A 23,820-nucleotide genomic window follows, 5' to 3' on the forward strand; every position below is an offset into this window, starting at 1 on the left:
TACGAATCTTCATTATTGCCATTCAGGCCTATCGATATAAGTAGACTGGCAATGTGAAAGTAATGCTCCGGCTGCTTTTAGCTGACTGTGTTTTAACGGGTGATTATTGGCCCGCATCTTCTCAAACCATTTTTCATATGTACGTTTATCAACTACCTGTACATCTGTCGGACCATCAGAAATATCAATATACCCTTTTGGATGCAATAAAAGCTTTGTTACAGGCAGGCTCACATCATATTGCGGAAGGATATGTTTAATGATCGATCCCATCCTGTTTAAACTAATCGTAGGGTTTACCAGCTTTCTTTCCTTTTCCTTCTCACGGATCGACCAAAAACGGTCATTATTGCCTAATACCACACTCTCTTCTTGTTCATCCATATAATAAAGAGCAAGGATTTCATTTGGGGTAATGAGGATGATTTCAAGTTCCACAGGGGCCTGTTTGACCAAAAAGATCGGTTTATACATGACAAAAAACGTATCCGGAAACCTCTGCAAAAAAAACTTCAGTAACGTTTCTCGTTTATAGTTTTTTTGAAGGTAAGACATCTCCCTGATTGTCGAGCTTGCCCATTTTAACTGAACAGGAAGAATGGAATCAAGAAACTGCTGTTTTCTCTCTTCAGGTGTTTTACTCCCTGTGACAGGCGGAAGTTCCCATTCTTCATCATGAACCGCATCTGCCGTAACGACATTACCTGTGAACAATTCTTCCTCTTGTTCCTTCTTTCTGAAAGACTTCATCAAACTGATCAGCCTGCCCTCTTTTGATGAGGCTGCTTCATCGAGTATATGGTGTGGAGGATTCTCTGAATCTACCGGTCGTCTCAACATTTCTTCATATGTTTTCCATTGTTGCTTTTTCAGCCTGATATATTGATTGGGATAGCGATATATATCGGCTTCATAACGGGTGATATAATCTTGTAATTTTATTAATTGTGCCAAGGCGGTCACTCTTTTCTATAATAGATAATGAATAGCTACGGGTAGTACTATAGCGTATAGTAAAGCGGATAGTGTCATGCTGATGGAGCTGAACGCTGCTTCCTCTTCACCATATTCCATGGCTTTGGCAGTCCCAATACCATGTGCCGCACACCCAAGACCCACTCCAACTCCCAAGTAATGGGTTATCCCAAGAAGCTTCATCAATACCGGGCCAAACATTGCACCAAAGATTCCGCTTAAAATGACCAGTGCTGCTGCTAAACTTGGTATACCACCGGTAAGACCTGCAATTTCCATAGCGATTGGAGACGTTACAGACTTGGGAAGAAACGAAGCGGAGTAGATGGATGGGAGATCTGCCACCTTTACATAGATAAATCCAGTAACCATTCCAACAACCACTCCAGATAGTAGACCAGCAATTAAGGGGAGCCGATAACGGATAATTTTTGCCCTTTGATGGTATAAGGGGTATGCAAGCGCGACTACTGCCGGTCCTAGCAATTCTTGTATCCACCAACCTCCAAGCATATATGTATCATAAGATATTTCAGTCAAAAGCAATCCAATAATAATTAATAGAGTCGTAGTTGCAACAGGATTGAATATCGGCAAAGGAAATCGAATATAGATATGTCTCATCGCAATAAAAACCAAGCAGGTGATAAGGATGAAAAAGAAGCCTGTCCAACTATTCATCGTTCACCACTCCCTGCTGCCTCTGTCTTTTTATCGACCTTTGCTGCCGTTTTTTGAGCGACAAATCCTGAACACATTAGAACCATCATTGTTCCTACAAAAAGAGCGAGCAACATAATGAGGCCATCTAATCCTGAAAGAAAGGAAAAATGGTTCATAACCCCCACTGTAGCAGGTACAAAAAACAACGGAAGATAAAAAAGCAGCACATCCGCTCCCCCCTGCAAGTGTCGTTCCTTCACTCCCCCCGCCAAGAGTAAGAAAAACAACAAAACCATTCCGATAATACTGCCAGGGACCCCAATGTCAAATGTACTTTGTATCATTACTCCGATTTTGTAAAACAAGTAAAATACTGCTATTTGAATTAATAGTTTCATTCCCTTCATTTCCTGATCCTACTCCTATACTAATGAAAAAATTTCCTTTTCTTCATATTTTGGCAATCTGTTAAGATGTGTCTCATACAAAATAAGTTCGTTCACATCAAAGGTATCTTTTAGTGAACTGTGACGAGGCAGGGTGCTTGGATCGATGGAGCCTGGTCCCTTCCACTTTCTTGCAATGGTAATATGAGGATGAAACGGCCGGGAGTCCAGTTGAAGTCCCACCATTTCACAAACGTCATAGACTGATTTTCGAATCAGATTCAACTCTGTTGACTTTTCCACGCCGTACCAAAAAATTCGTGGTGACTGAGGATTCCCGAATGTGCCAAGGTCACTTAAAGTGAGAGATAAACGCTGATGCTCTGTTGCTGTCTTTGAAAGCAGGGTGCTCAATTTATCTTTTTGACTTTCTTCCAAATTCCCCAAAAATGCGAGAGTAATATGGAGATCTTCCGGATGCACCCATCTAGTATACGGAAAGTGACCTTTTAATTCCTTCATATATAAATGAAATGTTTCCTTTAACGTTTTTGGTAGAGGGACAGCTATAAAATAATGTGTCTGTGTCGTCATTTTCTCACCCTTCTTATTTTACCAGATATCTTCTATCGTCTTGAATATAATCTTAGCACCAAACAGACGATATAGTTAGTTTATTCTTAATCCCTTAATAAGCCATGTGCTTAGTCCGTTATATTGTTTTATGATACAATACGGATTATTAGAGTCATGTATAGAGAAAGGTTGTGCGTAGTTGTGAAGGTTGTTACAAATATGGCAGATCTTATTGGAGATACGCCACTTGTTAAGTTAAATCGTATCGTGCCAGAAGGAGCGGCTACCGTTTATTTAAAATTGGAATTCCAAAATCCTAGCGGCAGTGTAAAAGATAGAGCTGCATTCAATATGATCATCCAGGCAGAAAAGGATGGCCACATCAAGCCCGGTGCAACCATCATTGAACCGACAAGCGGAAATACCGGTATTGGCTTGGCGATGAATGCCGCTGCAAGAGGATATAAAGCCATCTTAATTATGCCGGATACCATGTCCAAAGAACGTATAAATTTATTAAAAGCATATGGTGCAGAGGTAGTATTAACTCCGGGAGATGAAAAAATGCCAGGTGCTATCAAAAAGGCGCAGGAACTGGTAAAGGAAATCCCTAACAGTTTTATGCCGATGCAGTTTGAAAACCATGCCAATTCAGATGCACATCGAAAGTCAACAGCACTTGAAATCATTGATGGGATGGAGCAGATCGGTAAGCCATTGTCTGCTTTTGTGGCAACTGCCGGCACCGGCGGGACCATCACCGGGACAGGTGAGGAACTAAAAAAGCATTATGAAGGATTGACTGTCCATGTTGTGGAGCCTGCAGGATCACCGGTATTGTCAGGTGGAAAACCAGGTAAGCATAAGCTTGTAGGAACGAGCCCAGGATTTATCCCCGACATCTTGAACCAGAAAGTATATGATGAGATTTTTAAGATTAAAGATGAGGATGCATATGAGATTACACGAAAGCTTGCACGTCATGAAGGTATCTTGGTTGGGCCGTCATCAGGGGCAGCCTGCTACTCCGCGATAGAGGTGGCGAAGAGATTGACGCCTGATAATGTAGTAGTTTGTATCGCCTGTGATACTGGAGAGCGTTACTTGTCGACTGATTTGTTTGAATTTGAGAGTAAGTAGTAAGTATAGGAACCTGACTAGGTAGAGGTCAGCAAAGTTTACTTAATTTTATGAAGTTCCTATAAATCTATTTTGGGAAAATTCGAAGTAAGCCCTCCATTTAAAGAAGGGCTTTTTTTCTATTTTAAATACATAGACTATAATCGAAAACCACGAACCATTTAGAAAACAAAGGGGACCAATCACGTATTATCTGACAATTTTTCAAACCTAGCTTAATTTTTTTATGACAATTGAAGCGTTTACGTTCGGTTGAGTTCCTCCTATAACAGAGGCAAGGCCAACTGCTGCAGCTGAAGAATGATTATGAAGGCTCAAAACATCACCTGCTGCTAAGGTGATAATAGCCTGACCATTGTTTTGTTGTGTACCGGCACCTGCACCATAGACTGTTTGTAAAAGCGGTGCAGCATTTACAAATAGTGCAAATTGGTTGGGCTCTGTACCTGACACTGAGAAAGTAACCTCGTAGTCACCTTGTTCTACAACCAGGATGTTAGGGCTGCCTACAGCATGAACTATTCCTATTGTAGTAACTCCATTTGAATCAAATAGTACTGGAGCTTCAATGGCTACCGTTTGAGGAGTTAAGTTATAAATATACCCGTATTGGGACAACCCACCTTCTGGCCCCTGTGGTCCTACTGGCCCTTGCGCTCCTGTTGCCCCCTGTGGTCCCGCTGGTCCTTGTGCTCCTGTTGCTCCCTGTGGTCCCGCTGGTCCTTGTGCTCCTGTTGCTCCCTGTGGTCCTGCTGGTCCTGCTACTCCTTGTGCTCCTTGTGCTCCCGTTGCTCCTGCTGGTCCTGCTACTCCTTGTGCTCCTGTTGCTCCTGCCGGTCCTGCTGGTCCTTGTGCTCCTGTTGCTCCTGTTGCTCCTGTTGCTCCTGCCGGTCCTGCTGGTCCTTGTGCTCCTGTTGCTCCTGCCGGTCCTTGTGCTCCTGTTGCTCCTGTTGCTCCTGCTGGTCCTGCTGGTCCTTGTGCTCCTGTTGCTCCTGCTGGTCCTGCTACTCCTTGTGCTCCTGTTGCTCCTGCCGGTCCTGCTACTCCTTGTGCTCCTGTTGCTCCTGCTGGTCCTATTGCTCCTTGTGCTCCTGTTGCTCCTGTTGCTCCTGTTGCTCCTGCTGGTCCTTGTGCTCCTGTTGCTCCCTGTGGTCCCGCTGGTCCTTGTGCTCCTGTTAGCCCCTGTGGTCCTGGTGCTCCTGTTGGCCCCTGTGGTCCTGCTGGCCCTGGTGGCCCACCTGCCGGCCCTTGTGGCCCTACAGGTCCTTGTGGTCCTGCTGGCCCTGGTGGTCCTGGTGGGCCTGGTGGGCAAGAGCAAGGTATTTTGCAACATTTAGAACAACCAATTTTTTTAATTCTTTTATCGTGTTTAGAACAAGAATTGTAACTAGACTCTATATACAAACCCATAAATTATTCCCTCCGTAAAAATAGTTATATATCTATTTAATGATAAAGTTATTTTTTTGCTTGTATAAACGCCTATATTAAATGAAGTTAGGCGGAGCTTAAAAATGAAGAGAATGTATGAGTATTCTGCGTAAGTAGCCTGGGTCTTTTTTTAGTGGAAAAAGAAAAAGCCGCCTTCCTCTATCCAGAGAAAAGATCGGCTCCAATTTATGTTTAAGAAGCCCTCACAAGCTCCTTCTTATCCGCCTGGTTAATCATCATAATGAAAACAAGGCCACACATTGTCAATATTCCAAAAAACAGATAAACATGTGCTACAGAATAATACTCTACAATAAATCCTCCAAGAAACGTACAGAACCAGCTTCCAAGTCCATTCCCGACAGCCGTATATAAGGAGACTGCTGTCGCGCGCGCAGAAGTCGGGGCGATGTCACGGACAAATTGCAACGCTGCCGGAATAAAAAGCCCGACAGAGAAACCTTGCGCAATGGTTGTTGCATAAACCACATATAATGGCGGTTCAAAGAAATACAACACCCAACGTATCATCGCGATCGTCGCTGCACTAATCATGATTGTATGCAATCCGAAACGACCAATCCATTTTCCAGCCACTCTCATAAAAGGCGCCTCACTACCAGCCGCCAACAAGAAAGCAATCCCGACTCCCGTTACAGTACCCCCAATATCTGTAATGAACAAGCCAAAATAAAAATTATTGGCAAACACCGGCCCGAAAATAAGAAAGGTCGTGACAAGGAACATCACAAATTTCGGCATCTTCATCAGTGTTCCTATGCCATCGCGGACATTTACAGTGACCGGCTGGCTTTCCTTAGGTAAAAAGGTAGATACCACTGTGCCCAACAATAATGCTATTGCAAATGTAAAGAAGATAACTTTTAAGGAGAAGAAATCGGAAAGCCATCCTGCAATCAACACCGCCACTGCAAACCCGATTGCCCCCCAAAGTCTGATGGACCCGTAATTTCCTTTCGTCCTTTGAACATAGTTCAAGGTAATGCTATCAGAGATGGGTACAAGGGCACTTTGAGTTACAGCTAACAAAAAGGCCACCGCCAACAGACCTAAATAGCTTCCCATAAAGGAAAAAGCGATTCCGGTTACTGCTGTCAGGAACAACGTCCAAATAAGTATCTGCTTTGGCTTTTGGGTATAGTCGCTAAAGACTCCCCACAACGGCTGGACAAAAATCATCACAACCGGACTAATGGACATAATCATCCCGATTTGTGATCCACTTAATCCCACATCTTCTTTCAAATATACGGTCAGCAACGGAAAAAGTGCACCAAAGCTGAAAAATGTTAAAAAGTAAAAACTGTAAAAATAGCGAGTTGTTTTGTCTTTCATAGAAGCAGTGCTCATGATATATCCTTCTTTCTTCTTGTCAAATAAAGGAAAAAGTAAAAGGTTACCGCCCCTTAAGGGAAGTAACCTTTACATTCTACCACAATTATATTTGGGATAAATATGTTATTTCGCTAATTCATAGATGGCTTGGGCATAGATGGCAGTCGCCTTGATGAGATCCTCAATGAAGATGTGCTCATCTTTTTGATGGGCTACGTCCTCCCTGCCAGGAAAAAGTGGACCAAAGGCAACCCCTGCTTCCAGTGACCTCGCATATGTTCCGCCACCGATGGACAATAACTCCGCTTTCTCACCAGTTTGCTCTTCATATACCTTTTGCAACGTCTGAATCAGCTCGTGATCCTGCGGTACATGGTGGGCAGGAGCAACATTGAATTTGTTTACTTCAAAGCCATGTGCCTCTGCTTCTTTACGCAACTGCGCTTCTGATTCCTTTGTATCGCAAGTTACCGGAAAACGAATGTTTACACCTAAAGTGCCGACAGATGTTTCACGGTCATAACGGAAAAGACCTGTATTAATGGTTAGGTCGTCGGTAATCTCATCGTTGAAATGGATGTTAAGCTTCTTACCGCGAGAATCAAATGCAAGCTTTTCACTGATAAAGCCGACATAGGATGTTCCTCTTGCATCCAGCTCTACAGAATGAAGGAAGGACGCCAAGTGGTAACCTGCATTCGTACCATTATCCGGCTCCATCGCGTGGGCCGATACTCCTTTGATGTTAAGGAACAAGGCATTTCCTTCCTTCGTATAGCCACCCTCAATTCCTTTTTCTGAAATGTATTCATTAAAAGCGTGAGTGATTGCGTCCATTTTTTCTGTCACTTCAAGAGATGCTTTTGCATGATCCGGCACCATGTTCAATCGGCGACCAGAATCAAACGTTAATAAAGTGTTCTTTGCAGATGCCGTCTCCCCTTTGAAATTTAACCGGAGCTGGATATCCCCTAATCCTTTTTCTGCATAGATGATCGGGAAGTCCGCATCAGGTGCAAACCCCATTGTTGGCATCTCTTCGTGTTTAAAATAATGATCCACGCACTGCCAGCTGCTTTCCTCGTCTGTACCGATAATGATGCGCACGCGTTTGGACAGAGGAAGGTGTAGCTCTTTAACTATTTTCAGTGCATAATAAGCCGCCATGGTCGGTCCTTTATCATCCATCGCTCCGCGTGCGAAAATTTTACCGTCACGGATGGTGGCGCTGAACGGTTCATCTGTCCAGCCATCCCCCTCTGGCACTACATCAACATGACAAAGGATACCCAGCAGTTCTTCTCCTTTGCCATGTTCAATATGTCCTGCATAATGGTCGACATTTTTAGTAAGGAAACCGTCTGCTTTCCCTTTATGTAATAAATATTGAAGCGCCTCTTCTATTCCTTTTCCAAAAGGGGCCTCAGAGCTAGCTTCCTCTTCATTCAAAACACTATTGATCTGTAAGAATTCCTGTGTATCCTTTAGTAGGGATTCTTTTCTTTTTTCCACTTCTTCCAGCCAATTAATTTTCGTCATATTATCACCTCATTAGAAAATGAAAAAGTATATTCATGATGAGCACAAATCCTACCAACCCGACAGCAGGATAGTACAGCCATCTTGTTACAAGGTCTTGATAGTGCTCTTGAACCAGCTTCTTCCCCTTGTGCATGTTTAAAAAGGGGTGTCCCACCAATTCATCATATACTATATTTAACCATTCTTTCAGAAAAAAGAAAAACGCCATAAACAAGCCGAATGTCATCCATTAGGGTAGATACCCCATAACTGCAATGGTAATTACAATCAATTGCATATCATAAATCATAGCTCCGACGAATATTAATGTAAGGAAAACATAGACCAAGTTCTTCCAGTTAATTTCCTGCACCGTTTGGACCAATCAGTCCTACCATCTCACCTTTTGAAACCTTAAAATTAATATCCTGCACGACGGACATCTCATCATCATACCCTGCTTTATCTAACTGTAATGTGAGTAATTCCATAGTATTTCGCTCCTCTCTCTTAATTTATACGGTGTTTTAGGTCGAAAGTTTCACATTTTTCTAATAATTACTAGCAGAAAGTTGTCGAGTAGTGTAAAATAATGTATATAGTCTCATGTTTTTTAAATTTTCTCTTAACACAATAAAGACTAAATGTTAATATTGTGTAAATTGCATCATTATTCTAGAATTTTTTCCACACAATCGTGTACAATATAAACTAACTAAATACCTAACACCTGTCATCAAGAATTTAGCGAGTAGTACCATGTTAAATACCGGATAAGGAGTGGTTTTTTGAAGCCTTCAACTAACCGTATGCTAACCCGTATTAAAGCCGTCTACATGTTTATTCATGAAAAGGGAACTGTCTCTACACAACAGTTGGTCGATGAATTTGGGATTACACCCCGAACCGTCCAACGTGATTTGAATGTGCTGGCATTTAATGACCTGGTTCAAAGTCCAACGAAAGGTAAGTGGACTACTACGCAGAAAAAAGTTAGGTTGACTTCATAAGATTACATATACAGAAAATCACACAATAAAGCCCCATTCCTTCTGATCCGGAATGGGGCTCTTCATTATTTATTTTCGTTGTTGCAGGAGTTCAAGCTCTTCTTCCGTTAATTCACGGTACTCTCCAAGTTCAAGTTCCTCGTCAAGCTTCAGTTCCCCCATGCTAAGGCGTTTCAAATAAGTTACTGTTTTACCAACCGCTTGGAACATCCGTTTCACCTGATGGAATTTCCCTTCAACAATCGTTATCTCAATTTGTGATTCTGGACCGGTTTCAAGAATTTTCAGCTCAGCAGGCAAGGTTTCATATCCATCATCAAGTGTGACACCTTGCTGGAATGCTTTCACGTCGTCTTCCGTCACCTCGCCATCAATTTTGGCATAATAGGTTTTTGGCACATGCTTTTTCGGTGACAATAGCTGATGAGCAAGCTGACCGTCGTTTGTCAAAAGAAGCAGTCCTTCTGTATCTTTATCTAGGCGTCCAACTGGGAATGGTTCAAAGATTTTATCCTCTTCTTGCAAGATATCCACCACAGTTTCCTGACGGTGATCTTCTGTTGCAGATAAAAGTCCTGGCGGCTTGTGCATCATCAGATAGATAAATTCACGATATTCCACGATATCATCGTGTACTGTTACTTCCTGTACTTCCACATCCACATGCTGCTTTGCATCCTTTACCACATTACCATCCACTTTAACTACACCCGTTTTAAGCAGCTTTTTCACTTCTTTTCGTGTACCGAAGCCACTATTTGCCAGCATTTTATCTAATCTCATATTGTGCCGCTCCTTTCATAGGGAAAGAGGCCCCTTTGACTCGAGACCTCTATCCTCTTTCTTTTCTATTTAAAAATGAAAAACGATTTCCGAACAGGTACATCAACAGGTTACTTCTGTAGCTGAGGAAGAAGTAGATGCCTGCTCCGACAATAGCACTTACTCCGACTACTATGATTGCCTCCAGACGCCCTTCACTGTAAGGAACAAAGCCTCCTAACAATCTCAAACTCACTAGGACTGCCACAATCATAATGACGTTGAATATTGTCATAAGAAGACCCCGTCTAAGCACCATGGCATAATCAAATTCAGTAAACTTCTTGATGGCCCATAAGTTGACTGCAACACTCGCCGTGTAACCAACTGCCGTTGCAACAATCGATCCTTCAGGTCCCATTAAAAGAATAAGCGGGTAATTGAGGACCAATTTAAAAACCATTCCGCCAGCTAACCCAATAACCGTATAGTTCTGCTTATTAATTCCTTGTAAAACAGATGCAGTAACGGTAAACAATGCTAAAGGTATTGCAGTAGGTGCATACCAAGTTAAAAGATAGCCACCAAGCTCACTATAGCTGAAGAATGCAGCATACGCAGGTCCCCCAAGAAGGGAAAGTCCGATACATGCTGGCACAGTCAAGTAAAGCAGAATTTGCAACGTCTTGCTCAGCTGTTTTTGCAACTCATGATGCTGATTATTATAAAATGATTTAGTAATGGCGGGAAGAAGACTTAATGCAAAAGCAGTTGCCAACGTTATTGGAATCATAATCAACTTCTGACCGTAGTTGTTGATAATACCAAATGCGGTGTCTGCATACTTAGCTGTGTACCCCGCCCATACCATGGCTTTATTAAAAGAAAATGTATCTATCAATTGGTAAAGAGGCATTGCCAACCCGACAAACACAAATGGCATGGCATAGGAAATTAATTCCTTATACATATCTTTATAAGAGATATCCACTGTATCGGGGTCTTTTTCAAGCATGGAGTCCAGATTCTTTTTCCGACTAAACCAATACCATACTAGTATGGCAAGACCTCCAATGGCCCCGATAAACGCTGCAAATGTTGCAAATCCAATGGCGACTGTCATATCTCCATTTAATACTTCCAATACAACATATAGACTACCCAAAAGAAAAACAATTCTTACTAGCTGCTCCACAACTTGAGATACGGCTGTCGGACCCATCGATTCATATCCTTGGAAAAAGCCGCGAATCAAACTCATGATCGGAACCACTAACAATGCGACACTTACCATTCTGACAACAAATGTAACATCATCAAACGTATGTACCCCTTCTTCACCGCCTAAAATAATAGGCGTAAGGTAAGGCGCCAACAGGAATAATGTTAAAAACGAAACAACCCCCGTCAAGCTCATCACCATAATGCCCGAACGAAATAACTTCCTTCCAACACTATACTCTCCCAAAGCATTGTACTTTGCGACAAACTTGGATACCGCCAATGGGACACCAAGGGTAGCAATACTTAGGAATACCGAATATAAAACATATGCATACGAATAAAGAGCTCCCCCATCATCACCAACCATGGCATGAAACGGGAAAATGTAAACCAGTCCTAAAATTCGTGACAGCATCGTTCCCACTGTCAAGATCAAGGTACCTCTTAATATATTGGATGTTGACATAAAATCCCTACCTACTATTTGTAACTTTTTGTCTAACCTTTGTATTTTATCACATTTCTTATTTCGGAAACACTATATTACCATCCCGCAAGCAAACTTCTAGTTAGTGAAATCTTTGGAAAAGATAGATATGGGGTGTCCTCTTTTATGTTCTCCAGGTGCTCAATTGTTACTATTAAGGAGAATTCGCTGTATGCATCTGCATCAAGCAAGAGCACACCGGCTTCTTTTTGACTGAAAATAAGCCCGAATTCTTCTTGATTATTTAGGCTGATACAAAGAACGTAAGCATTCTTCTCTTTTTCATAAAGCCAAGTATACGAGAATGTATGTATATTAGTGGTCATCTTTAAAGGTATGGTTGGGACGGAAAGCAACAGGACTGGGGTTCCATTCTCCTCTGTCCAGCCTCCGTCATACGGAATATGTGCTTCTGAAAGATTTGGTGAATATGTCATGGGCGACCCCTTTTCTTTGATTTGTAATCTACTAGAAATCATACGGAATGTTACTCTTTTTGTCCAACAGAAGAATAGAGGGTATAATAGGCAACATGCAAGCAAAATATAGTTGGTTGGTGAAAAAATGAAATACGATGTGATTATTATAGGCGGCGGTCCATCAGGGCTTATGGCCTCCATCGCTGCAGCAGAACAAAAAGCAAGAGTACTACTGATAGATAAAGGAAATAAACTTGGTCGAAAACTTGCCATTTCAGGAGGCGGGCGCTGTAATGTGACAAACCGGCTCCCTGTAGACGAAATCATCAAACATATCCCGGGTAACGGGAGATTCCTATATAGCGCATTCTCAGAGTTTAATAATGAAGACATCATCAAGTTTTTTGAAAAGCTTGGGATAGAGTTGAAAGAAGAAGATCACGGCCGCATGTTTCCTGTCTCAGATAAAGCACAAAGTGTGGTTGACGCGTTATTGAACAGGATGAAAGAGTTGCGGGTGGAGATGCGGACCAATACTTCTGTGGAAACAGTGGAATATGATGAGGAACGTACACGTGGCGTGGTATTGAAAACAGGGGAATTTCTGGAATGCAGTTGTGTAGTAATAGCCGTTGGGGGAAAATCCGTGCCACATACCGGTTCAACTGGTGATGGATACCCTTGGGCACGCAAAGCCGGGCATACGATTACGGATTTATTCCCTACAGAGGTTCCGTTGAATTCACAAGAAAAATTTATCCGTGAAAAAAGATTGCAAGGATTGTCCTTGCGGGATATTGCTTTGAGCGTTTTAAATCCTAAAGGAAAAGTGGTTAAAACACATCAAATGGATATGATTTTCACGCATTTTGGTGTATCCGGTCCTGCTGTACTTCGATGCAGCCAATATGTTGTCAAAACGATGAAGAAATTCGGTGTGAACCGAGTGACGATGAATTTGGATGTCATGCCTTCCTTGAATGAAGAACAAGTATTTCAACAGCTTAACAATGCCTTAAAGGACGAACCAAAAAAAGCCATCAAGAATGTCCTTAAAGGGCTTGTACCAGAGCGTTATTTATTGTTTTTGTTGGAAGTATGCGGAATAGATGAACAGGAGATCGGCGCGACTTTAGCACACGAAAAAATTAGGGAACTTGCAAAAATGTGCAAACAGTTCCGTTTTGAAGTATCCGGCACCCTTTCCATTGAAAAGGCATTTGTAACCGGAGGCGGCGTTTCGGTGAAAGAAGTCCATCCAAAAGAAATGTCTTCTAAAATGAAAGACGGATTATATTTTTGTGGAGAAGTACTTGATATCCATGGATATACTGGTGGTTATAATATCACCTCGGCCTTGGTGACTGGAAGACTCGCAGGCTTAAACGCCGGGAAAAAGGCGGCAAGCCTACGTCGTTACTAGTAATACGAATGACATTACAAATGCTAGTCCTACTCCATACATGCCAAACTCGTTGATAAATGATTTACTTTCTTCTTGAAGTACCTCGTTTTGTGTGTGGTGGTTCATGTGAATACATCCTTTCCTTTTTTATGTTTTGGTTGTTGTTTATAAGACCTGTTACTAATTAGACGAGTAGTGTTACTAAAATGTTTCAATTATTTATAATTTGTTTCGAATAATTATCTATACCCACAAAAAAGAACCTGATAAACGTCTTTTAGGGAAGTTTTCAGGTTCTAAATATTACCATTGCTGAGAAGCAATAGATCTGTTCTTCCTCATCATTAATACACCCGACTTGATACTTAATGTCGATCACATCCCTGTCAGACAACCCTTTAAGAAAATCATTAACAGCTTCCTCCAGATCTCGCTCATGCTCCTCATCAAACACCCTAATCTGCACCACCCCCGACACCCTCCTCATTATAGTTTTATAGAGCTTGTTTTTATTACTATGTATAGGTGGAATGATCAGATTTTATACTTGTGTTTGAGGGAAAATGGAGAAAAAGAGAAGAAAAAAACCCTTTGGGGGTCAGACCCCCAAAGGGTTTTTGCTCTTTACGTTGAATATAATAGAGTTGGAGATTTTTGTGGATATACGGGGTAGGATGTGATTGCATTTGATGAAGGTTGTGTGGAAGAAGCCTGTGATGGTTGGCGGGTTGTTGGTTTTGTGTTTGGTATGTGCGTTTGTGTATCATGGGGTAAGCTGGGGAAATACGAAGAAATATAACGAAGAGCTTGATGCTTATTTTTATGCAGTGGATGATGGGGAGTACTTCACCATAACAATACGTTTAGAAGACACCTTACGAGATGAGCGGAACTTTCTTGTCATTGATAATCCATATGATGATTTATATATCGATTACCGTAGCTTGATTTCCTCCAACATAACTCTAGACTCTGAGCGTTCCTCTCGCGGCAGCATAGTGTTTGAGATAAATGATTACGAGAATCGCACTTATACGTTTCGCTTTATTCGGAAAACAACTGGAGAGACCGCGTATGATAAAGCCTTCCCACTAATCTACATTTACTCAGAAAAGGATTGGATGGTAATGCAGGAAACTTCAACTATTCCTATAAGGCATATTGAGCAAGAGTAATTGGCAACCCAACTAAATAGTAGTTTCACTGAAATATAGAAGGAGCTTCGATGTCATTGAGCGAGCCTCCTTCTATGGTTAGAATCCAAGCAACTGCATGCTTCCAATGTATATGGCGATTGCTGCGATAATCAGTGAAATTTTGTTGAATTTAAAGAATGAGATAGGTGGTCTTTTCTCACGAAGGTCCCCCACCACTTCCTTTATGAAATCCTTATCGGCGAAATTTTGGAACTCCACCTCTAAACCACTTGTTTCAAGATCCTTCCACTTTATTTTGATGGTTTGATAAGGATCATCAAAATAATACATCGTGATGTAGTTGCTACTAATATATTCTTCATTTGCTTTGACATCTTTTTTATATGAATATCTTTTATCGTCAAGATTCCTCTCTAAAACATCCATGACATCTTGTGGTACATATTTCTTTATATGTATTTCGTCTTTTTTTCTTTGCATGACCATTATGGAAAATGGCACAAGTACGGGACTTAGCGCCAAAAAGAGCGAGTTAATGTCCCAATATTCATTAGAAGTCGTGTACACCAATAAGCCAAGTGTTAGGACCCCTGTCATTAGTATCCCTTGAAATCTATTACCGGTGGAGATCTTTGAAACTCCTTTTTGTTGAAAACTTGTAATTGCGTCCATGATGAGTAATGCACCTATCATAAGAAGAAAAAGCGGAAATATGTTTTGATCGATGTAATCCATTGTTGGTGTGGCCTCCTACCTGGCTGATGGTCTGTATATTAATATACGGATGAGATTGGGAATGGTTTCAAGTTTTTGGTAGGAGTGGGGTGAGGTTGTAGGTGCGGGATTGAGTATTGCCTGTCCCTTGTAAATTCATATTTCTTATAAGGACTCTGATGATGTGATTATTTTCAATGCGTAAAAACCTCTTTAATTCGGACATCGATATTTCCGTATTGATTAGCAGGGCATAATCTATAAGAGCTATGATATGGGCTTCAGCTGAAAGCAGGAAACAATTTGGACATTTCCATTTGCCATGGATTCTTTGCATCACTACATTCGGTGTGCAATTTTGGCATAATACTCCAGTAATTATGTCTGACGGGAAGACCTTGTATTTTCCTATTGGTGAGCTTTGTAGAGGTGTATGGTCTTTAATTAGTAATTTTGAAATTTTATTGAGAGTTTTTTTATCGTAATGGCTGTTAGAATGTTTTCTTATTAATGGGGTTACTCTTCCTGATAAAGCAGGACTTTTAATTACATGTTTTTCTACAATACTTGGGGAGGAAAGGACCCTAACAATTACTTTAGGATTTGTTAACACAACCAACTTTTCACAAGTTGCATCAGGCAGGTTTTTAAGTTTCATCCATGCCTCCAATTTATAACACTGATTGCTAACTTGAAGAATGGGATCCTGTAATGCTTTTAATGGTTTATCCTCTACTTCTTGAATGAGTTGATGATTTTTGGGATCGAAGTGAATGATGCCACGTAAGTATTTCACCTCAAGAAGTAGATAGAAGTTGGAAAATAAAATAAGAGTATCTATTTGGAAATGACTGTCTCTGTATGGAAGCCTAATATCATGGAAGATGTAAAAAGGAGTGTCTGTTTCAGGGAGGAGTTTAAGATAATAGTCTAGAGCCTGTTCACCATATATACCTGCTTCTTTTATGCCTAGTTCACTTAATATTTCTTCATACTTTCCGTGGTTTGTGCGTACTCTTCTCTTCATTGCCCTTAAAATGAGAACTCTTAAAGGTGTTTCTCTGTGTTTTATTATCAAAAGATCACCTCTACTTTGGTTTGTTTATAGTATTAGACATCATTCTACAATATTCCTCCTTCTTCTCAAGAGAAACTTCGGGGACTGCTCGATTAAGGTGTATTGCAAGCTGTTCTTCAGAGAGGATTGTGAGTTTTCGGAGAGTTATTGTGAGTTTTTTAGTGCTGATTGTGACTTTTTAACCCTCTATTGTGACTTTTTCACCTGTTATTGCGATATTTCGGATTTCGGCAGAAATACCAGCCCCAATATCGTCCAGCCCACCCTCTTAATTACCTATTTTTATAAAAACCCAGTTACCTACTTTCGGAAAAAGCAATAAGCCAGACCAGAAACCCTCTTTTACCAACTTTCATAAACCCAAAAAACCACCAACCAGCGGCCCCTTTCTCGCCCACTGGTCAGTGGTCTCACATGACTTAATTTATTCTGTTTCCCCTTCCCATTCTAGCATGCCGCCGACCATGTTGCGGACTTTGTAGCCTTGGTCTTGCAGGTAGTGGCAGACGTTTTCGCTGCGGCGTCCGGAGCGGCAGATAATGATGTATTCTTTGTCTTTGTCGAGCTTGTCCAGGTTTTCTGGGACATCGCCCATGCGGATGTGTTCTGCTTGTTTGATTTTGCCCATTTCGATTTCTTCGTCTTCGCGGACGTCAACTAGGTGAAGTTCTTCGCCAGCGTCAAGTTTCTTTTTCAACTCATCAGTGGAAATTGTTTGGATTTCGGACATGTGTGAAAACCTCGCTTTTATGTAGTGTAATGCTAATTACCTCTATTTTAACAAAAAGAAAACAAGACTACCAATTCGGAAGTTGGCAGTCTTGCAATCCATGCTATTTAGTTCGCTACGATGTTTACAAGTTTCCCTGGAACAGCGACGACTTTGCGTACTGTCTTGCCTTCAATGCTTTCTTTTACAACGTCATCGGCAAGGGCGATTTCTTCCATCTTTTCGCGTGTTGCGTCAGATGGGACGTATAGTTTCGCTTTTAGTTTACCGTTCACTTGGACAACGATTTCGACTTCATCTTCTACAAGTTTGGATTCATCGAATGTTGGCCACGCAGCGTATGTGATGGTTCCTTCGTTGCCTAGTTTCTCCCAAAGCTCCTCAGCGATATGCGGGCAGATCGGAGAAAGCATTTTTACGAAGCCTTCTACATAATCTTTCGCAATGGTGTCCGCTTTGTAAGCTTCATTGATGAATACCATCATTTGCGAGATGGCCGTGTTGAAGCGTAGGCCATCGTAGTCTTCCGTTACTTTTTTCACGGTAGCATGGTATGTTTTCTCAAGTGTATCTTCTTCCGTTACCTCTGCAACTTTGGAGCTTAACTTGCCGTTTTCTTCTACAAACAATCTCCAAACGCGGTCAAGGAAGCGACGAGATCCGTCAAGTCCGTTGGTAGACCATGCGATGGACGCTTCAAGTGGACCCATAAACATTTCATAAAGACGAAGAGTGTCGGCACCGTGCGATTCCACGATCTGATCTGGGTTTACGACATTTCCTTTGGATTTACTCATTTTTTCGTTATTTTCGCCAAGGATCATTCCTTGGTTGAATAGCTTTTGGAATGGCTCTTTTGTTGGAACCACACCGATATCATATAAGAATTTATGCCAGAAGCGAGCGTATAGCAAGTGAAGTACTGCGTGCTCTGCTCCACCGATGTAGATGTCAACAGGCAACCATTCTTTTAGTTTTTCAGGATCAGCAAGCTGTTCGCTGTTTTTCGGGTCGATATAGCGCAAGTAGTACCAGCAGCTTCCGCCCCATTGCGGCATTGTATTTGTTTCACGACGGCCTTTTTTGCCTGTTTCAGGGTCAACTACATTTACCCAGTCCTCAATAGCTGCAAGCGGGGACTCGCCTGTTCCGGATGGACGGATTTCCGTTGTTTTTGGTAAAACTAGTGGAAGCTGATCTTCCGGTACCGCTGTGGTGGTGCCATCTTCCCAATGGATGATTGGAATCGGCTCGCCCCAGTAGCGCTGGCGGCTGAACAGCCAGTCACGAAGGCGGTAGGATACTTTCTTTTCGCCTTTTTCATTGGCAGCTAACCATTCAATCATGTTGGAGATTGCTTCTTCTTTTCCAAGACCGTTTAAGAAATCAGAGTTAACGTGTTCACCGTCACCTGTGTAGGCTTCTTTCGTAACATCGCCACCTGCAACCACTTCAACTATTGGAAGTTCAAACTTTGTTGCAAATTCCCAGTCGCGCTCATCATGAGCAGGTACTGCCATGATGGCACCAGTTCCGTAGCTCATTAAAACGTAGTCGGCAATCCAGATTGGTAATTTCTCGCCGTTTGCTGGGTTTACAGCGAATGCACCAGTGAACTCACCGGATTTTTCTTTGGAAAGTTCTGTACGTTCAAGGTCGCTTTTGCTTTGAACTTTTGTGATATATGCTTCTACCGCGTCACGTTGTTGATCAGTTGTGATTTTTTTCACTAACGGATGCTCAGGAGCCAATACTGCGTAGGTTGCACCGAAAAGTGTGTCTGGACGAGTGGTGAAAACGGTGAAGTTCTCACTCGTTCCATCAATGGTGAAGTGTACATTCGCACCTTCCGAACGGCCGATCCAGTTGCGTTGCATATCCTTTAAGCTTTCCGGCCAATCCAATTCGTTCAAGTCTTCCAATAGGCGGTCTGCGTATTCTGTGATTCTAAGAATCCACTGTCTCATCGGACGGCGTTCCACCGGGTGACCTCCACGCTCGGATTTCCCGTCGATTACTTCTTCGTTTGCCAAAACCGTACCAAGTGCAGGACACCAGTTTACAGGTACTTCATCGACATATGCCAAACCTTTTTCGTATAGCTTCAAAAAGATCCATTGAGTCCACTTGTAGTACTCAGGATCAGTTGTATTCACTTCCCTGTCCCAGTCATAGGAAAAGCCTAGGGACTTGATTTGTCTGCGGAATGTATTGATATTTTTTTCTGTAAATTCTGCTGGGTCGTTTCCTGTGTCCAAAGCATATTGCTCTGCAGGTAGACCGAATGCATCCCATCCCATTGGATGAAGGACGTTTTGACCCTGCATACGCTTCATGCGGGAAAGGATATCTGTTGCTGTGTAACCTTCCGGGTGACCTACGTGCAGACCTGCGCCGGATGGGTAAGGGAACATGTCTAGTGCGTAGAATTTCTCTTTTCCTTTTTCTTCGTGCGTTTTGAATGTTTTGTTATCTTCCCAATACTTTTGCCATTTTTGTTCAATGGACTGATGTTGAAATGACATCTTTTTTTTCCTCCTGTTAACTCAAATAAATACAAAAAACCCCTCATCCCAATAAAGGGACGAGAGGTTTGAATATACATAACCTACCGCGGTACCACCCAGATTATTGACACGGCATAGCCATGACAATCACTCGAATCCTTAACGCGGATGATACGGCGAAATATTACCGCCTTCAGATGAAGGGTTCACACTTGCTACTCCAAGGCGAGTTCATGTCCGATCGTTTGTTGACTTCCACCACCCGTCAACTCTCTATGCTCGTTTCGTACACTACTGATCCTTTTCAACGTATAAGTTTTAGTTGTTAGTTTGTATTGTAAAGAATTTGTTTGAAAACTGCAAGGGGTATTTTCCCTAATAATCATTATAAACGATTTTCTAAAATGTATACTGCCTCCCTTTATTGTACGGTATAGCCACCATCTATAACGACTGCCTGGCCGGTAACTCCACCAGCTGCATCACTGCTTAGGAACATTGCGTAATCAGCAATTTCTTTCACTTGAAGCAATCTGCGCTGCGGGACCAGCGGGTAGATGACCTCTTCTAATACCTTTTCCAATGGTACCTTCCGGGTTTCAGCCAGGTCTTTCAGCTGGCCACGAACGAGAGGCGTATCCACATAGCCAGGGCATAGTGCATTGACAGTGATTCCATCTGCGGCTCCCTCTAAAGCAGAAACCTTTGTCAGTCCGATGACGCCGTGTTTAGCACTGTTATATGCTGCCTTCCCGGCAAATCCAACTAAGCCGTTGATGGAAGCCATATTTAAAATCCTTCCGAATCCTTGAGCTTTCATCACAGGAAAGGCATGCTTTGTCGCGACAAATGGCGCAACGAGCATCACTCGAGTAAGGAGCTCAAACTTCTCAGTCGGGAAGTCCTCCAACATAGAGACATACTGCAGGCCTGCATTATTGATTAATACGTCCAATCGTCCGAACTCAGAAACGGTTGCATCAATGACAGATTTCAATTCTTCCTCTGACGTCACATCACAACGCAATCCACGTGCAGTCAATCCAAGGCGGTTCAATCCTTCTCCCGCCTCGACAACATTCTCTTCATGTAAATCTGTCAACACGACCTTAGCTCCAGCTTCGGCAAATTGTTTTCCTATTTCGTATCCTATTCCTTGGGCTGCTCCCGTAATGAGAACAACTTTATCTTTAACCACTGCTCCAAACTCCCTTCGAAAAAAAATATTAGATTCCTAGTCCCATTGAGAACAACGCGATCGCAATAGCCAATCCAATCAACGGAACGATGACTGTCACAGCAGCAACCGGTCCATATGCCGCCTGATGCGTTTCACCGCAAATTGCCCGGACGGTTGTTACTACATAACCGTTATGCGGCAAGGAATCGAGCGCACCAGAAGAAATGGCAACTGTTCGATGGAGCGCCTCAGGATTGACGCCCATGTCCATGTAATGCGGCGCAATCAACGGCAAGGCGATTACCTGGCCACCAGAAGCAGATCCTGTCATCCCAGCGATGACGCTGACTGCAATTGCCGCCCCGATAAGCGGGCTTCCCGGGATATTAGTCATCGCCTCAACGACCGTGCCAAATGCAGGAACCGCTTTGGCAACTCCACCAAATCCGACAACTGCCGCCGTGTTACCAATGGCAATCAAAGCACCCATCGTCCCCTCGGAAATTGCGTTCCAGAAGTTTTTGAAGTATTTTCTACCTAGAATGTAGGTTGTAATGATTCCTCCAAGTAATGCTACGATGAGGGCAGATTGCTTCAAATCATCGTGGAAGTAGAATGAAATAACCAACACTACAACAAGAGGGATAAAACTCAAAAACGGATTAGGCAAAGGCCTCTCACTATCCATTGTCGGATCGCTATCTCTCGAAACAAACGTCTCTCCGCGTCCTACTGCCTTTGAAATCATACGCTTCAACCACCAGTAACCGAAAATCATCATAAACACTGCAACCAGCGCACTAACTTCCCAACCTGCATAAGGACTTGTGCCCAAGTATTCAATCGGAATCCAGTTTTGGATCTCAGGAGACCCTGCAGATGTCATTGTAAACGTAACAGAACCAAATGCCAGTGCCGCCGGAATGAATCGGCGCGGCAGGTTAGCCTGTTTGAACAAGCTGATTGCCATTGGATAAACAGAGAATGCCACAACGAACAAGCTTACTCCCCCGTAAGTCAAAATGGCACAAGCTGCAACAATGGCCAGAACAGCAAATTTCATGCCCAGTTTATCCACAACTAATCTAGAAACAGAATCTGCCGCTCCGCTGTCCTCCATCACTTTTCCAAAAATGGCACCAAGTAAGAACATTAGGTACCAGGAAGTCACAAAGCCGGAGAACCCTCCCATATAACTGCTGACAAAGTTTACTTCCCCTTCACCTACTAGCTGTGGAAATAGCGGCATTCCACTTAAAAGTGCCACAAATAGTGCAGACAATGGACCAACTACTAAAAGGTTCATGCCTCTCATCGTTAAAATAATTAATAATGCCAAACCACCGATAAGACCGATCATGCTCCACATCTTTCTTTCCCCCTTTTTCTTCTTTTGGTAAACGCTTACAAAATAACGCAAACTTTTTACCAATAATTTTTACGTTCCGTATTCATTAATGCAAGAAGCGTGCCAACTTGAAAGTTTAATTGTTTCAATATTTTGAACAAAAGGTTTTCCAGGAATCTGGACAAAATCAGATGAACTGCCATAAACAAAGGAGTCCAGATATCTGGAATGAATTCCGAATATCTGGACTCTAGATCAACCTGATTGTATTCCATGCTTTTTTAACTTTTCATAAAGGCTTGATTTACTTATGCCCAGTTGCTTTGCTGCCACCCATTTATCATTTTGAGACTTTTCCAGAGTTTGAATAATGGCCTGTTTTTCCGCATCCTCTAACGTTTCCTTCAATGGTTTGGAACCAATTGGAATTGAATAGGAATCCCTCAAGTAGTCAGGAAGCACTTCCACTGTCAGCTTTTCATCTGTGGATAAATGAACGGCGGCTTGGATGACATTCTCGAGTTCCCTTATATTCCCCGGCCAACGGTATCGCGACAGTGCAACAAGGGCATCCTCTGTTACAGATGTAATCCTCCTGCCTGTCCGCTTACAGATTTTCTGAATAAAATGCTCTACAAGCAATGGAATATCTTCCGTTCTCTCTCTTAGCGAGGGAATCTGAAAAGGAATAACATGAATGCGGTAATATAGATCATCCCTGAAGCGCTTTTCTTCCATCATTTTCTCTAGCGGTCGGTTAGTCGCTGCTATAACACGCACATTTACTTGTATTGGCTTTACAGCACCGACCGGCTCCACTTCACCTTCTTGCAACGCACGCAAAAGCTTGATTTGCATCGGTAGGGACATGTCTCCGATTTCGTCCAGAAATAATGTCCCTCCATCGGCAAGCATAAACTTTCCCTTTTTCCCGCCTTTTTTTGCACCTGTAAAGGCTCCTTCTTCGTAACCGAACAACTCTGATTCCAAAAGATGCTCTGGGATGGCTGCACAATTCAGTTTAATAAAAGGCATATGACTTCGGTTACTTAACTGATGGATGCTATGCGCAAACAGCTCCTTGCCTGTTCCGCTCTCTCCGCGAATCAGGATGGATACGTCACTTGCGGCAATCTGCTTTACCTTCTCTTTTAACAGTTTAATAAGCTTTGAGTTTCCGATGATATCCTCTAACGTGTATTTCACACCTGTCTGCTGCTCGTATTCCTGCAGATAGTTTCGAATTCTGCCAAGCATGCTTTTCACATGACTGTTCATCTTGTCCCATTCACTCGTGTCCCTGAAAATCACCGTCCCATATGCACCTATTACTTCCCCGTTTTTATTAAAAATCGGCACACGATTGGCGATCATGTAGTTTCCCTTTATATATTGAAGATCGGCAAGCTCTTCCTTTCCCGTCTTAACCACTTCATGCATTCGTGTGTTTTCAATGACTTCCGTTACATGTCTACCAATGACCCCTTTATTGTCCACCCCGATAAAATCACAATAACTATCATTCATGTAGATAATTTTACCTTCATAATTGACCACCACGATCCACTCAAACGCATTGGCAATAATCGTATCCATCATTTCTTCTGTTAATAAGCTTTCCTTTACGCCCATCCTCTACCCCTCCTGCATAACTAAACTAAATATATCACAAAAATCTGACGATTATGAGAGCGATTACATAATCATCTATAGTACATTTTTGATAGAATAGAAGTATCTAACAAATGATC

General features: G+C 42.3%; 25 protein-coding genes and 1 other annotated feature. Of the genes, 4 read left to right on the top strand and 21 right to left on the bottom strand.

Translation table 11 applies throughout. The annotated features are described in order from the left end of the window. Positions 1-12: 12 nt before the first annotated feature. The 4 genes from LG307_RS17370 to thpR are packed head-to-tail and all read right to left on the bottom strand — an operon-like array spanning position 13 to position 2,618. Positions 13-954: an NERD domain-containing protein gene (locus LG307_RS17370; protein ID WP_404444624.1), complete on the bottom strand. Its 942-nt coding sequence runs from the start codon at positions 952-954 to the stop codon at positions 13-15. A 15-nt stretch (positions 955-969) separates the two neighbouring features. After that, entirely contained in the window at positions 970-1,656 is a 687-nt protein-coding gene (locus LG307_RS17375) for an LrgB family protein (RefSeq protein WP_404444627.1), read from the bottom strand. Next, positions 1,653-2,036: a CidA/LrgA family protein gene (locus LG307_RS17380; protein WP_404444629.1), complete on the bottom strand. Its 384-nt coding sequence runs from the start codon at positions 2,034-2,036 to the stop codon at positions 1,653-1,655. The genes LG307_RS17375 and LG307_RS17380 overlap by 4 nt, the downstream gene beginning before the upstream one ends. Before the next feature lie 24 nt (positions 2,037-2,060). Continuing rightward, positions 2,061-2,618 (bottom strand): RNA 2',3'-cyclic phosphodiesterase, encoded by a 558-nt coding sequence (gene thpR, locus LG307_RS17385; RefSeq protein WP_404444632.1) that lies wholly within the window; start codon positions 2,616-2,618, stop codon positions 2,061-2,063. Positions 2,619-2,801: 183 nt separating this feature from the next. Here thpR and cysK point away from each other — a divergent pair, with 183 nt between their 5' ends. Continuing rightward, on the top strand, positions 2,802-3,740 hold the full coding sequence (cysK, locus tag LG307_RS17390; protein ID WP_404444634.1) for a cysteine synthase A: 939 nt from the start codon (positions 2,802-2,804) through the stop codon (positions 3,738-3,740). A gap of 210 nt (positions 3,741-3,950) precedes the next feature. Here cysK and LG307_RS17395 read toward each other — a convergent pair whose 3' ends face one another. The 5 genes from LG307_RS17395 to LG307_RS17415 all read right to left on the bottom strand — a co-directional run bounded on the left by LG307_RS17395 (position 3,951) and on the right by LG307_RS17415 (position 8,539). Continuing rightward, on the bottom strand, positions 3,951-5,150 hold the full coding sequence (locus tag LG307_RS17395) for a collagen-like protein (RefSeq protein WP_404444637.1): 1,200 nt from the start codon (positions 5,148-5,150) through the stop codon (positions 3,951-3,953). A 213-nt stretch (positions 5,151-5,363) separates the two neighbouring features. Further along, the gene (locus LG307_RS17400) at positions 5,364-6,542 is read right to left on the bottom strand and encodes an MFS transporter (RefSeq protein ID WP_404444638.1); all 1,179 of its coding nucleotides are present in this window, start codon (positions 6,540-6,542) and stop codon (positions 5,364-5,366) included. 108 nt (positions 6,543-6,650) lie between these two features. Then, positions 6,651-8,066, bottom strand: coding sequence for a dipeptidase PepV (gene pepV, locus LG307_RS17405; protein WP_404444639.1), 1,416 nt, complete (start codon positions 8,064-8,066; stop codon positions 6,651-6,653). A 4-nt stretch (positions 8,067-8,070) separates the two neighbouring features. Next, entirely contained in the window at positions 8,071-8,283 is a 213-nt protein-coding gene (locus LG307_RS17410; RefSeq protein WP_404444642.1) for a hypothetical protein, read from the bottom strand. A gap of 124 nt (positions 8,284-8,407) precedes the next feature. After that, positions 8,408-8,539 (bottom strand): hypothetical protein, encoded by a 132-nt coding sequence (locus LG307_RS17415; protein ID WP_404444645.1) that lies wholly within the window; start codon positions 8,537-8,539, stop codon positions 8,408-8,410. 297 nt (positions 8,540-8,836) lie between these two features. On the opposite strand from LG307_RS17415, the gene LG307_RS17420 reads away from it, so the two are divergent. Next, positions 8,837-9,058 (top strand): DeoR family transcriptional regulator, encoded by a 222-nt coding sequence (locus LG307_RS17420; RefSeq protein ID WP_010195377.1) that lies wholly within the window; start codon positions 8,837-8,839, stop codon positions 9,056-9,058. A gap of 69 nt (positions 9,059-9,127) precedes the next feature. Here the strand turns inward: LG307_RS17420 and LG307_RS17425 are convergent, their stop codons facing one another. From LG307_RS17425 to LG307_RS17435, 3 genes are all read right to left on the bottom strand, one after another. Further along, positions 9,128-9,841 carry a pseudouridine synthase gene (locus tag LG307_RS17425; protein ID WP_404444647.1) on the bottom strand — a complete coding sequence of 238 codons (714 nt, stop codon included), beginning with the start codon at positions 9,839-9,841 and terminating at the stop codon, positions 9,128-9,130. Positions 9,842-9,890: 49 nt separating this feature from the next. Beyond that, positions 9,891-11,510: an oligosaccharide flippase family protein gene (locus LG307_RS17430; RefSeq protein WP_404444649.1), complete on the bottom strand. Its 1,620-nt coding sequence runs from the start codon at positions 11,508-11,510 to the stop codon at positions 9,891-9,893. 77 nt (positions 11,511-11,587) lie between these two features. Then, a complete protein-coding gene (locus tag LG307_RS17435) occupies positions 11,588-11,968 on the bottom strand; it encodes a hypothetical protein (RefSeq protein ID WP_404444651.1) in 381 nt (126 codons plus the stop codon). 127 nt (positions 11,969-12,095) lie between these two features. On the opposite strand from LG307_RS17435, the gene LG307_RS17440 reads away from it, so the two are divergent. Continuing rightward, on the top strand, positions 12,096-13,373 hold the full coding sequence (locus LG307_RS17440) for an NAD(P)/FAD-dependent oxidoreductase (RefSeq protein WP_404444653.1): 1,278 nt from the start codon (positions 12,096-12,098) through the stop codon (positions 13,371-13,373). On the opposite strand, the gene LG307_RS17445 is transcribed toward LG307_RS17440, so the two are convergent. After that, positions 13,359-13,481, bottom strand: coding sequence for a hypothetical protein (locus LG307_RS17445; RefSeq protein WP_262372513.1), 123 nt, complete (start codon positions 13,479-13,481; stop codon positions 13,359-13,361). The genes LG307_RS17440 and LG307_RS17445 overlap by 15 nt on opposite strands. Before the next feature lie 163 nt (positions 13,482-13,644). Continuing rightward, positions 13,645-13,824, bottom strand: coding sequence for a sporulation protein Cse60 (locus tag LG307_RS17450; RefSeq protein WP_404444655.1), 180 nt, complete (start codon positions 13,822-13,824; stop codon positions 13,645-13,647). 217 nt (positions 13,825-14,041) lie between these two features. Between LG307_RS17450 and LG307_RS17455 the strand changes: the two genes are divergently transcribed. Further along, positions 14,042-14,530, top strand: a complete 489-nt coding sequence (locus tag LG307_RS17455; RefSeq protein WP_404444657.1) for a hypothetical protein — start codon at positions 14,042-14,044, stop codon at positions 14,528-14,530. A gap of 78 nt (positions 14,531-14,608) precedes the next feature. Here the strand turns inward: LG307_RS17455 and LG307_RS17460 are convergent, their stop codons facing one another. The 7 genes from LG307_RS17460 to LG307_RS17490 form a co-directional block, all read right to left on the bottom strand. Continuing rightward, a complete protein-coding gene (locus tag LG307_RS17460) occupies positions 14,609-15,247 on the bottom strand; it encodes a hypothetical protein (RefSeq protein WP_404444660.1) in 639 nt (212 codons plus the stop codon). A 67-nt stretch (positions 15,248-15,314) separates the two neighbouring features. Further along, positions 15,315-16,304 (bottom strand): nuclease-related domain-containing protein, encoded by a 990-nt coding sequence (locus LG307_RS17465; RefSeq protein WP_404444662.1) that lies wholly within the window; start codon positions 16,302-16,304, stop codon positions 15,315-15,317. Positions 16,305-16,728: 424 nt separating this feature from the next. Further along, positions 16,729-17,034 (bottom strand): rhodanese-like domain-containing protein, encoded by a 306-nt coding sequence (locus LG307_RS17470; RefSeq protein WP_404429019.1) that lies wholly within the window; start codon positions 17,032-17,034, stop codon positions 16,729-16,731. Between the two features lie 107 nt (positions 17,035-17,141). After that, positions 17,142-19,559 carry a leucine--tRNA ligase gene (gene leuS / locus LG307_RS17475; RefSeq protein WP_404444665.1) on the bottom strand — a complete coding sequence of 806 codons (2,418 nt, stop codon included), beginning with the start codon at positions 19,557-19,559 and terminating at the stop codon, positions 17,142-17,144. A 52-nt stretch (positions 19,560-19,611) separates the two neighbouring features. Beyond that, positions 19,612-19,858 (bottom strand) — a binding site (T-box leader). Between the two features lie 104 nt (positions 19,859-19,962). After that, positions 19,963-20,739, bottom strand: coding sequence for a 3-hydroxybutyrate dehydrogenase (locus LG307_RS17480; RefSeq protein ID WP_404444667.1), 777 nt, complete (start codon positions 20,737-20,739; stop codon positions 19,963-19,965). Between the two features lie 28 nt (positions 20,740-20,767). Continuing rightward, positions 20,768-22,090: a GntP family permease gene (locus tag LG307_RS17485; RefSeq protein ID WP_404444670.1), complete on the bottom strand. Its 1,323-nt coding sequence runs from the start codon at positions 22,088-22,090 to the stop codon at positions 20,768-20,770. 234 nt (positions 22,091-22,324) lie between these two features. Further along, on the bottom strand, positions 22,325-23,701 hold the full coding sequence (locus LG307_RS17490) for a sigma-54 interaction domain-containing protein (RefSeq protein ID WP_404444672.1): 1,377 nt from the start codon (positions 23,699-23,701) through the stop codon (positions 22,325-22,327). Between the last annotated feature and the right edge of the window lie 119 nt (positions 23,702-23,820).

The organism is Sutcliffiella horikoshii (genome assembly GCF_044809035.1).
Lineage (GTDB): Bacteria > Bacillota > Bacilli > Bacillales > Bacillaceae_I > Sutcliffiella_A > Sutcliffiella_A horikoshii_G.

Excerpts from the sequence above, each read along its gene's own strand:
- LG307_RS17435 (WP_404444651.1), bottom strand. The coding sequence starts at position 11,968 with ATGACATATTCACCAAATCTTTCAGAAGCACATATTCCGTATGACGGA.
- LG307_RS17400 (WP_404444638.1), bottom strand. The coding sequence starts at position 6,542 with ATGAGCACTGCTTCTATGAAAGACAAAACAACTCGCTATTTTTACAGT.
- LG307_RS17395 (WP_404444637.1), bottom strand. The coding sequence starts at position 5,150 with ATGGGTTTGTATATAGAGTCTAGTTACAATTCTTGTTCTAAACACGAT.
- LG307_RS17430 (WP_404444649.1), bottom strand. The coding sequence starts at position 11,510 with ATGTCAACATCCAATATATTAAGAGGTACCTTGATCTTGACAGTGGGA.
- pepV (WP_404444639.1), bottom strand. The coding sequence starts at position 8,066 with ATGACGAAAATTAATTGGCTGGAAGAAGTGGAAAAAAGAAAAGAATCC.
- leuS (WP_404444665.1), bottom strand. The coding sequence starts at position 19,559 with ATGTCATTTCAACATCAGTCCATTGAACAAAAATGGCAAAAGTATTGG.
- LG307_RS17490 (WP_404444672.1), bottom strand. The coding sequence starts at position 23,701 with ATGGGCGTAAAGGAAAGCTTATTAACAGAAGAAATGATGGATACGATT.
- LG307_RS17440 (WP_404444653.1), top strand. The coding sequence starts at position 12,096 with ATGAAATACGATGTGATTATTATAGGCGGCGGTCCATCAGGGCTTATG.
- LG307_RS17415 (WP_404444645.1), bottom strand. The coding sequence starts at position 8,539 with ATGGAATTACTCACATTACAGTTAGATAAAGCAGGGTATGATGATGAG.
- LG307_RS17485 (WP_404444670.1), bottom strand. The coding sequence starts at position 22,090 with ATGTGGAGCATGATCGGTCTTATCGGTGGTTTGGCATTATTAATTATT.
- LG307_RS17375 (WP_404444627.1), bottom strand. The coding sequence starts at position 1,656 with ATGAATAGTTGGACAGGCTTCTTTTTCATCCTTATCACCTGCTTGGTT.
- thpR (WP_404444632.1), bottom strand. The coding sequence starts at position 2,618 with ATGACGACACAGACACATTATTTTATAGCTGTCCCTCTACCAAAAACG.
- LG307_RS17425 (WP_404444647.1), bottom strand. The coding sequence starts at position 9,841 with ATGAGATTAGATAAAATGCTGGCAAATAGTGGCTTCGGTACACGAAAA.
- LG307_RS17470 (WP_404429019.1), bottom strand. The coding sequence starts at position 17,034 with ATGTCCGAAATCCAAACAATTTCCACTGATGAGTTGAAAAAGAAACTT.
- LG307_RS17380 (WP_404444629.1), bottom strand. The coding sequence starts at position 2,036 with ATGAAACTATTAATTCAAATAGCAGTATTTTACTTGTTTTACAAAATC.
- LG307_RS17445 (WP_262372513.1), bottom strand. The coding sequence starts at position 13,481 with ATGAACCACCACACACAAAACGAGGTACTTCAAGAAGAAAGTAAATCA.
- LG307_RS17460 (WP_404444660.1), bottom strand. The coding sequence starts at position 15,247 with ATGGATTACATCGATCAAAACATATTTCCGCTTTTTCTTCTTATGATA.